The organism is Antarctobacter heliothermus (genome assembly GCF_900188425.1).
Taxonomy (GTDB): Bacteria; Pseudomonadota; Alphaproteobacteria; order Rhodobacterales; family Rhodobacteraceae; genus Antarctobacter; species Antarctobacter heliothermus.
In genome coordinates, this window is the sequence record NZ_FZON01000097.1 from 1 (window position 1) to 9,469 (window position 9,469).

Here is a 9,469-nt window from a genome sequence, read left to right on the forward strand (position 1 = left end):
ACGACAAAGCCGTGGGGAAACTGACCAAAGACCGCGACGTTCTCTTGGCATTCTATGACTTCCCAGCCGAGCACTGGAAACATGTCCGAACGACGAACCCAATTGAAAGCACCTTCGCCACCGTCCGACATCGCACAGGCAAAACCAAGGGTTGTCTCAGCCGTAAAACCGGCCTTGCCATGGCGTTCAAGCTGATGATGTCAGCGCAGACGAAATGGCGCAAACTCGACGGAGCAAACCGCATGCCAGAGATCATCCAGGGGATTGCATTCAAAGACGGGATCAAACAACTTAACCAAGCCGCCTGATTACGCCATCACCAACTTTCGGGCATAGCTCGATCCCGGTCTCGAGAACATCGTGCGCAGACACCTTGAAGCGGCCACCGCGACTTTGCCGTCTATGCCCGACATCGATTTGCCGAGTTATTGCGCCGATCTGATCGAGCGCTTCCGCAATCCCAATATCGCGCATGAAACTTTTCAGATCGCGGCCGATGGGTCCGAAAAGATGCCCCAGAGGATATTTGCCCCTGCGGTTGATGCAATCAATTCCAATCAATCTGTTCGCGCATTTGCTTTCGCGACGGCGCTTTGGGTTTGGTTCTGTCGAGGAAGCGCACAACAGGCCACTGATCATGAGCTAATTGATCCGCGCGCGGAACTGTTAAGATCTGCGGCACAAAGCGATACGCCGGATCAGATCCTATCCAAATTCGAGAAAATACCTGCGCTATTGCCAAAGAGGCTTGTCGCATCGACCGCGTGGCGGCGAGAGGTCCTTGGTGCCTTAGAAGAACTATCAGTTAAGACACCGCATCAGGTTATCGAAGCAGAGTGTGGTAACGACGGATGATTTTTTGCGGCTGCAACACAATTCAACATTTTTGGGCTTAAGACTGGCCGCAGGTAGCCCTACGTAAATCCGCTTCCCACCATCGCCGTAGGTGCTGCCATTGGATTTTGACCTTTAGGTGACTGGCCGCGTCGGGCTGCGAGCAGTCATTCCTTAGAGAGAAGCGAGCGGCGGCAAGGTCCGCACACCGACGTTTCAGCCAGCAAAAATGCTGCATAATGCACGAACGTCTGGTTCGACGGGCCGCACCGCAGCATTCAAGACCACCGTTGGATGGCAGCTTAGGGCCGTTCATGTTGGGCAAGCGATGGCCAATCTATATGGACGCGCTACAGTACAGGAAGTGGGTGTGAACCCTCTACAGACATCTCACATTTTCGCGTGAGCCGCGACACTGCGGAGCTTGCAATTTGTTTGACCGTGTCTTCTCATTCGATCCAGAAGAATTTGCGAGAGATTACGCCGGATGAATTTTTCAACTTTTCTGGCAGCGGCGGCACTGGCAACGTTTCCTTGTGAAGGAACTGTCGCAGAGACGCTGTTATGTGCAGATGGCGAGGTTGCAATTGAGTCAGCGGACAGAGCGTTGTCTCTTCGTGTCTGCTCAGTTGTGGAACGTGCCCGTCCGTTACTGAACGCGTGTCACCTGTATCAGTCGTCGCCCATCGTACTGCAGGTCGGCGATCATGGCACTTCGCTGATACATGGGTGCATGGGTACGTACGACCCCAAGACCGAAACGATCCGCGTCAGCGACCCGGGCACACTGACAGACATAGTATCAGCAGAGACCTTTATGGGCCGGATGTCGGCTGAGAAGCTCTTTGAAAGCCTTGTCGTGCATGAACTGAGTCACGGGTTTCTCAAGCAAACCGCCGAGCAAAGAGCGCTGTGCCTCGTGGACCACGAATACACGGCCTATGCAATTCAGTTGAGCTGGCTCGATGCGCAAGAGCCTGGTGCGGTTGATCGCTTGCTTGGTGATATCAAGGATAAGGATGTTTCATACCTGAACGACTTCATTGCTCTGGCGGCGCCGGATTTATTCGCTAAGGCCGTTTGGGCACATTTCAGTGCTTCGGAAAACGGATGTGCCTTCATCGGCCAACTCGTTTCTGGCCACGCGAGCCTGTATCGGGAGTCCAATTAGGCCCATCGCACAGTTCAGGATGACACTATCGACACCTACCGTGCGATGTCCGCTTGGTCCCGCACAGTGTGAATTCGCATGTGTCTTGATTGTGCAGCAGCGGCGAATGGCCGGTCTGATGAAGGCGCACTGTGGCGCCCGGAGCATCAGGCAACGGCCGGTTAGGGCCGTCCGAAGCGACGGCGTACTTAGCGCTGGCCTCTGCGCTGCCACAAGTCCGGTTCGGTTCAGGTTTCTCGGACGCCACGCGCGGACGTTTGGGTGACTCGGATCGTTGCCTGGCGTCGGAGAAGCGCTCAAGCGGGAAATCGCGGGGTTGGTCTGGGTGTGCCGTCTGTTGCTATGGGGATTTGCGTGTTGCGGGTGCTTTGAGCCTGATCTGCCAGACCCGTTGAGGGGAGCCCATTGGGTCAAGCGCGGGGTCGGGTTTGTCAGTATTTGCGCGATTTGCGCGGGATTTTGTTGGCGTCATCCACGCTTGCCACGTCGGCAGCTGGATCGGCGCATCATGATGGGTTCGCAGGTGACACCGCCTGCGGCTGAGGGTGTTGTTCGTGATGTGTGGCGCGCGCGTCATGCTGCGGCCCTTTTTGGGTCTGGCGGTGCTCTGGGGTGCTGTGCTGGTGCGATTGTCTCGACGATAATCAGCTGGCCGCCGCAGCACGGGCATGGCAGCGCGAGAACGCGAGGCGGCTGATCGGCATCGTCGGTGTTGGTGTCATCGATGTGCTGGTGATCTGGCGTTTTGGCCCCGAGCAGTTGCCTGATCCTGGCGATATTGGCCGCACGGTTGCCGTTTCCGAAGAACCCATAATGTCGGATGCGGTGTTGACCTCTTGGCAGAACATGGAGCAGGAACCTGCGGATGAACTCTCCCGTAGCCAGCGTCATGGTGGTGTGGCGGCCTGCGCCTTTAAGGCGGTAATCCTTGACCTTGAAGGTGACGCTGTTCTCATCAAAGCGGATCAGGCGACTGTTGGATATCGCGATCCGGTGCGTGTAACGCGACAGGTATGCCAGCACGGCCTTTGGTCCTGCGAAGGGTTCTTTGGCATACACGACCCAGTCGATTTGGTGCAGTGGTTTGAGGAAATCGTCGAAGGCATTACGGTCAATGAGTTCTACATGTTCACCGAAGAAGTGCAGTTTCCCAGCCTTATGCAGCTTGGTCAGCCCTTCCAGAATGAGCCGCCGGTAAAGGCGCGACAGAACCCGGACGGACAGGAAGAAGTTCTTGCGGCAGGCGATCCACTTTGTGCTGTCTACAGACAAACCACCACCCGGGACGATCATGTGGACGTGGGCCCTCTCATGGTTTGCAGGCAAACCATTGCCGGGTAATAGATGGTGGGTCATGGCGGAACCCCAGATGTGGAGGACAGAAATTATGCCAGCCCGGGCACCAAGGTGCTTGGGATCGGCGGTGATCTTGATCACGGTGTCCGCGCTGGCCCGCATCAGTAGATTGTAGATCTCGCGTTTATTTTGGTGCGCGATGTTGGCGATCTGTTTGGGCAGGGTGAAGACAAGATGGAAGTACCGCACCGGCAACAGCTCAGCCTCACGTGCTACCAACCATGCCTTCGCCGCACCAGCCTGACATTTAGGGCAGTGGCGATTGCGACAGGAATTGTAGGCGATGTGCTCGTGTGCGCAGTCGACGCACCGCGCGACATGTCCACCAAGCGCTGCTGTTCTGCAACGCTCGATGGCGCTCATCACCTTCATCTGATCGAGGCTGATGTGCCCTGCGTTTACCGCACGCCCCCCTCTCACACATGCAAACATGTGTTGCCGGGCAACGGGCAGCACCATGGGCGCGGAAGATATCCGCGACCTCCAGTGATGGACCGGGCATGGTGGCCTATGAAGGCTTAGGCTTGCCCTTCTTCCACTTGGCTCCATTCAGATCATCTAGGGGGCTGTCCACCGCCGCGATCATGCCGGTGGCCACGCTGGCATAGCGTGCCGTGGTCGTCAGTTTGGCATGGCCCAGAAGCGCCTGCCCTCTCATCGCTGCAAGCAGCGACTGCCGGGTAATAAATGACGCGGATATCGACGCCGCTTTCCAGAAGATGGGTCGCGAAAGAATGGCGCAAACTGTGCAACGTGACAGGTTTGGTGATCCCAGCCTCCTGCGCAGTCTGTTTGAACAATCGTGATATTTGCCGGGCCGAGAGGTGTTTGCCCCGATAGCCGGGGAAGAGGACCCGCTCGGGATCTGGTACATCCTTGTCCTGACCGGTCGGTCGCTCTTTCCACCAGTCGCGCAGAAGGCTCAGAATATCGACAGGCAGCATGACGTTGCGATCCTTGCGCCCCTTCGATTGCACAATCCGGATGATCTCCTGAGCGCTGTCGATATCGCCAACCTTGAGCCGTACGACTTCGCCTGCGCGCATCCCGCAGCCATAGGCCAGCGACAACATCACCCGTGCCTTAAGGCTGGGGGCCATGGCCAAGATGCGCTTGATCTCCTTCTTGCTGAGAACCAGCGGTATCTTTACCGGCTCTTTAAGGTGAAAAATCTCAGCCACGAGATCATGACGTCTCAGGGTCACACGGAGCAGGAATTTAACGCCGGTCATGGTCTGGTTGCGCGTGCAGATGCTGGTGCCGCTCTCGATCAGATACTGCTGGAAATACTTCACATCATCAGGCGTCGCCGTCTCTGGTGACCGCCCGAGCCAGGCCGCAAACCGCTTGCATGCACGCAAGTGACTGGTCTGGGATGCAGGGCCGAGATTGCGCCCTGACATATCCGCGATCATGCGAACACGAAGGGGCGTCATTGGTGTGGAATGCTGAATGTTCATGGGAAAACCCTCTGTCAATCGAGGCAAAATCACCTCGGTCAACACCACACACCCAACACCTCAAATCGCGAAATAAATCCCAGCTCAGCGCAACACCAGCAACAAGCGCCCCTATCGCGAAGCGATTTAGTGCTTGGGTCCAATTGGACCTGTGCTGCACTTTGCACCAATGGCTGCGATCGCTACGTTTCGGGCAACGCCTCGCCAGTGATGTAGGTGTACGACCCTCGCACCAATTGAAGCACCACAGCCAATTCGGCTTCGGTGATTGGGGTATAGATCATTACGAACCCCTCCCAACCCGCGCGCTGACTGGCCCAAGGATGAGCGACGGCCCAACCGGCCTCCACCGCTGCACGGGCCGTGTCCGGATGTAATGAGGCATGTAGGCTGCCGTCGGGGTGAAGATGCGCAAACTCCCGGCCACCAACGATAGCCTGCGGTTGTGCGATCGGGACGTCGCCCGTCAGTTGAAACCCGACGGCACCGGGGAGTGATACGCGGGTCGCCCCAAGAACGACTCCGGGAAAGTCGGCGACCTGACGCAGCATTTCTTCCGACAGGTCCGGGACCGGCTGAATGCCAATCTGGACATGCGGCACGCCGCTCGTCGTCTCCGGCCGCGCACCATCGCGCATCGGGAACGCAGTATCTTGAGCGAATGCCGGGATGACCGAGGTGAAAAGGGAGGCCGCGGCCAGAATTCTGAGCCTACTTGGCAAGAACGTCATACTAAACTCCTATCCGTTTTGGCCGCAGCCTTGGTTCTTATTCCGGTTTTGGAAGGACGCTGTGACCGGCAGTTCTCAGGTCTTCGGCAACGATGCGCCAGCCATTTTCAGTCTTTGCCACCTCACCGGTCCAGTGAACGAAATGAATCTCTGGCCCTTGGTGGTCGCTGAAATGTGTCGCGGTGATCTTTCCTGCAACCGTGGCCATCTCGGGGCTCGTAAAGGTGACGTCCAACGTATCGAGTTGATGATGCGTATGTGTGAAGCCCCGTGCACCGAGGCCGTTCCGAGCGAGCGCCCCGCGCATTGCCGGCCCGGTGAAACTCTTTTGTTCTTCGGTCAAAAAGGTACATTCCGCGCCTGGGCATACCATTGATCCCCCCACGAAATTGAGGGTCGATTGCAGGTTTTCGCCCCAGCATTCATTCCATATTGCCATGCCGCCCTCGACATCGCCGGTGGCGATTTTGTCGATTCCATGCGGGAAACAGGCGACGTGATTGACAATTTCCGCACGGGCCTGCGCATAATCGGCGGGTTGTGTGTCGGCCAGAACAGGCTGAGCCGCTACAACGGCCAGACATGCAATTAGTTTTTTCATTTCCATAACTCCAATTTTGGGTTGCAACGATGGTTCCCCAACGCCGACTATTTTCCCCGCAGTTGCTGCAACGCACCGGCCCAATCTTCCACATGGTAGGTCCGAACGATGATGCCATCCTCAAGCTCATGGATGTCGATGGTCAGGATGTCGAAGCTGCGCCCTCCACCATCCACGCCGAAAAACGGGCCTGTCGGAGTTCCTGTCGCGCGGCTGCGCACGGTGACGAAATCACCGTCCTGATGCATCGCCTGCACGGACCAGTCGAGATCAGGAATGAGTTGGCTGAAGAACCCCATCTGTCCGACAAACCCGTCGCGACCCTTGTCTTCGCCGGAGTAGTCGCCAACACTTTTCCAGCTCTCGGACGTCGCGCCAAGGAACGCCGCCGCGTGGGTTTCGGAGCCGGGATTGCTGAGCAGATCGTAGAAGGTTTGCACGGTCGCCATGTCGTCTGCGGCGGCACTGGTTGCGATGGCTGTCAGGCCAAGCAAGGCCACTGCGAGAGTTCTTTGGAAAGCGTTCATGGATGTATCTCCTGGTCGGTCATTGACGGCGTCGCGAGTTCTGCGTGCCTTCTGCTACCAAGATGGACAAATCCTGATCCCCGCATAAGATAGGATAGATAGAATTAACTGTTCGGATATCCGTCACTATGATTGATCGACTGCGCCAGATGGCAATCTTCGCAAAGACAATTGACCACGGATCATTCCGTGGTGCTGCGCGGGAGCTGCGGTTGTCGCCCTCGGTCGTCAGTCACCACATCTCGCAGCTTGAGGAGAGCCTTGGCGTCGCGTTGATTTATCGCTCGACCCGAAAGCTGACTCTGACGCCCGAGGGCCACAGGCTTCTGGCTGCAACGCACAAGATGCTGGAGGCCGTCGAAGGCGAGTTGGCTGATCTGTCGGTTTCCGCAACTGCGCCAAGCGGTGAGCTTCGCGTCACTATTCCATCCGTTCTGTCACACTCGCATTTCACAGAGCAGATCGCGGCCTTTTCCAAGGCATACCCTCGGATCAAATTGCTTCTGGACTTCTCGGACACACGACGTGCGCTCATCGACGACGGCTTCGATATTGCGATCCGTATGGGGCCGAAGGCAAAAAACTCCGCGACTTCGCGCAAACTGTTTTCGGTCAAGCGCAAGTTGGTCGGCTCCGCTGAATACCTCATGTCGCAACCGGTTCCTGCTGATCCCAAAGACCTTGTTGGCTGGGATTGGCTGGCACTCACGCCGGTGCACAGCGCGCCCATTGCATTCAGCAAAGCCGGCGAAAACCGGGAAAGCATCAGGCCGAAACCCCAGGTCCTTGCCAATGACGCGCAGGCTCTCTACCGGCTGGCCCGTGCAGGCGCTGGGCTTGCCATCGTTCCAGACTTTCTGGCGGATGCCGATTTGGCCTCTGGACTCATGCAGGATGTCCTCCCCGACTGGGAGTTGAACGCGATCGAAGTCTTCGCTGTCTGGCCCGCCAATGCCCCAAAGCATGGCCTTGTTCATCTGTTGTTGGATGCTTTAACCCAGCAAAGGTCTTAAGGCTGCCGATGGCGTAAGCGCAGCGAATTCACACTTCGCCCCGCTCCGCCGACCTCCAGCCTTCGAAAATGCTGCACGATGGACGAATGTCCGGTCTGGTGAAACTGCACCGCAGCGCTCAGCCAAGAAGCGAACGTCCGCAAAGGTGAAGGTTTTCTGATGCGCGCGGTTCTCCAGATGGCAGCCGTTTGCCAGGCACCCTGACGGCAAGCCGTGCTCCTCCGGAGGACTGAGTTGGACCACTTTCAAACTAGCCAGCGCACCAACTGCGGTACGATCAGGCTTGTCAGCAGAGCGTTTAGTGCCATTGCGATGCCGGCATAGGCCCCGGCCACCGGATTTACCTGAAAAGCGCGGGCCGTGCCGATTCCATGGGCGGCGACACCGACGGCAAACCCGCGCGCGCGCCAGTCTGTGATCCGCAGCATATTCATTAAGGGCGTCACCGTCACAGCCCCGATGATCCCCGTCAGAATGACCAACACGGCGGTCAGCGCCGGAATCCCTCCGATCGCTTCAGAGATGCCGAGGGCCACGGGCGCGGTGGTCGACTTTGGCGCTAGGGACAGCAGGACCTCCATCGGCAGGCCGAAGGCACGTGCCAGCAGAATGGCCGATCCTGCCGCGACGAGCGAGCCTGCAACCAACGCCAGAAGGATCGGCGCGACCGAGGTCCGGATTGTGTCGCGATTGTCCCAAAGCGGCAAAGCCAATGCCACCGTCGCGGGACCGAGCAGGAAATGGATGAATTGGGCGCCCTCGAAATAGGTCGTGTAATCTGTCTGTGTCAGCCAGAGCACGGGGGCGATCAGGAGCACCGACATCAGAACGGGATTGGCCCAGGGCGGGTTGCCTAGCCACCGCGCCACCCCGTCTGCGACCAGATAGGAGAGGATCGTGGTCGTGAGCCAGATCAGCGGGGTGGTTGCCAGATAACTCCAGAGGCTTGCGACGTCGGTCATGCCGTCCAGCGTTCGGTTACGTGGCGAACGCCGATGAACGTTCCCACTGCAGCCAGCATCGAGAGTACCGTCGAAAGGGTCAAGATGACCAGCAGTGCAATCCCGTCTTGGGACAAAACCGCGAAGTTGCCGATCACACCCACACCCGCCGGTACGAACAGGAAAGACAGGTTCGCCAGGATGATCGCGGTGGTCGGCCTGAGCCGTTCAGCAAGTGTGGGTATCACCCCGAGCAACAGCAAGAGCAGGACAAGACCCAAAACCGGGCCCGGTATCGAGAGGCCAAAGCCCCGCACAGTTATTTCTCCCATCAGCTGGCAGCCCAAGAGAAGTCCAAGCGTTTGAAGCATATGGTTTCTATCCTCAAATGATGATCTACGCCATTCTGACGCTAAACAATTTTCAGGACCATTGGAAAAGTTCTTCTCAGAGGCGGCAAGAGAACGACGCCCCCGCGTAAGAGTTGTCCGGAACGATCAGTCCAACGGTGGCCGCGGGCTCGAACTAAGCCGCTGAAATTCATTCCGAAAGACTACTTTGGGGAAGCTGCGATGCGGCATCAGATAGAATGACCAAAGGCGGCTCGGGGCCGATCAAGTTGCTCGGCCCCCCCTCCGATGGTTCCTCCCTGGCTTGATCCGTATACGGGGGGGCTGAGCGCGGAACTTTTCTAGCGACTGGCTTTTTCACCGGGGAATCCACCTGGAAGCCACCCCAGGCGATTGTCTCGAATTTCTGACTCAACATCAAAGGGTTGCGCGAAAGCGGCCTTGGCCAGGGTGGATTCCTTTTGGCATCCAGGGAAGCCACTTCA

Annotated in this window: 9 protein-coding genes and 2 pseudogenes; 4 read left to right on the plus strand and 7 right to left on the minus strand. The window is 57.6% G+C overall.

What is annotated here, in order from left to right; translation table 11 throughout:
- From CHB90_RS24725 to CHB90_RS26380, 3 genes are all read left to right on the plus strand, one after another.
- Positions 1-308: transposase (locus CHB90_RS24725; RefSeq protein WP_141135970.1), on the plus strand; the 308-nt coding region annotated here is incomplete at its 5' end.
- A 52-nt stretch (positions 309-360) separates the two neighbouring features.
- Entirely contained in the window at positions 361-855 is a 495-nt protein-coding gene (locus CHB90_RS24730; protein WP_281256142.1) for a mannitol dehydrogenase family protein, read from the plus strand.
- 466 nt (positions 856-1,321) lie between these two features.
- A complete protein-coding gene (locus CHB90_RS26380; RefSeq protein WP_141135971.1) occupies positions 1,322-2,005 on the plus strand; it encodes a DUF6639 family protein in 684 nt (227 codons plus the stop codon).
- Between the two features lie 573 nt (positions 2,006-2,578).
- Here CHB90_RS26380 and CHB90_RS24740 read toward each other — a convergent pair.
- The 5 genes and pseudogenes from CHB90_RS24740 to CHB90_RS24760 all read right to left on the minus strand — a co-directional run bounded on the left by CHB90_RS24740 (position 2,579) and on the right by CHB90_RS24760 (position 6,680).
- Positions 2,579-3,863, minus strand: a pseudogene (locus tag CHB90_RS24740) (IS91 family transposase).
- A gap of 6 nt (positions 3,864-3,869) precedes the next feature.
- A pseudogene (locus tag CHB90_RS24745) lies at positions 3,870-4,821 on the minus strand (tyrosine-type recombinase/integrase).
- A 182-nt stretch (positions 4,822-5,003) separates the two neighbouring features.
- Positions 5,004-5,552: a luciferase domain-containing protein gene (locus tag CHB90_RS24750; protein ID WP_089280389.1), complete on the minus strand. Its 549-nt coding sequence runs from the start codon at positions 5,550-5,552 to the stop codon at positions 5,004-5,006.
- Positions 5,553-5,589: 37 nt separating this feature from the next.
- Positions 5,590-6,153, minus strand: a complete 564-nt coding sequence (locus tag CHB90_RS24755; protein WP_170941183.1) for a nuclear transport factor 2 family protein — start codon at positions 6,151-6,153, stop codon at positions 5,590-5,592.
- Between the two features lie 47 nt (positions 6,154-6,200).
- Positions 6,201-6,680, minus strand: a complete 480-nt coding sequence (locus CHB90_RS24760; RefSeq protein ID WP_089280391.1) for an ester cyclase — start codon at positions 6,678-6,680, stop codon at positions 6,201-6,203.
- A gap of 128 nt (positions 6,681-6,808) precedes the next feature.
- On the opposite strand from CHB90_RS24760, the gene CHB90_RS24765 reads away from it, so the two are divergent.
- Positions 6,809-7,693, plus strand: a complete 885-nt coding sequence (locus CHB90_RS24765) for a LysR family transcriptional regulator (RefSeq protein WP_089280392.1) — start codon at positions 6,809-6,811, stop codon at positions 7,691-7,693.
- A 245-nt stretch (positions 7,694-7,938) separates the two neighbouring features.
- On the opposite strand, the gene CHB90_RS24770 is transcribed toward CHB90_RS24765, so the two are convergent.
- Positions 7,939-8,655, minus strand: coding sequence for an LrgB family protein (locus CHB90_RS24770; protein WP_089280393.1), 717 nt, complete (start codon positions 8,653-8,655; stop codon positions 7,939-7,941).
- Positions 8,652-9,005 carry a CidA/LrgA family protein gene (locus CHB90_RS24775; protein WP_089280394.1) on the minus strand — a complete coding sequence of 118 codons (354 nt, stop codon included), beginning with the start codon at positions 9,003-9,005 and terminating at the stop codon, positions 8,652-8,654. Before CHB90_RS24775 ends, CHB90_RS24770 begins: the two co-directional genes overlap by 4 nt.
- Positions 9,006-9,469: the final 464 nt, after the last annotated feature.

Bases quoted from the DNA above. Each gene is read 5' to 3' on its own strand.
- CHB90_RS26380 (WP_141135971.1), top strand. From the start codon at position 1,322: ATGAATTTTTCAACTTTTCTGGCAGCGGCGGCACTGGCAACGTTTCCT.
- CHB90_RS24760 (WP_089280391.1), bottom strand. From the start codon at position 6,680: ATGAACGCTTTCCAAAGAACTCTCGCAGTGGCCTTGCTTGGCCTGACA.
- CHB90_RS24770 (WP_089280393.1), bottom strand. From the start codon at position 8,655: ATGACCGACGTCGCAAGCCTCTGGAGTTATCTGGCAACCACCCCGCTG.
- CHB90_RS24775 (WP_089280394.1), bottom strand. From the start codon at position 9,005: ATGCTTCAAACGCTTGGACTTCTCTTGGGCTGCCAGCTGATGGGAGAA.
- CHB90_RS24765 (WP_089280392.1), top strand. From the start codon at position 6,809: ATGATTGATCGACTGCGCCAGATGGCAATCTTCGCAAAGACAATTGAC.
- CHB90_RS24755 (WP_170941183.1), bottom strand. From the start codon at position 6,153: ATGAAAAAACTAATTGCATGTCTGGCCGTTGTAGCGGCTCAGCCTGTT.
- CHB90_RS24750 (WP_089280389.1), bottom strand. From the start codon at position 5,552: ATGACGTTCTTGCCAAGTAGGCTCAGAATTCTGGCCGCGGCCTCCCTT.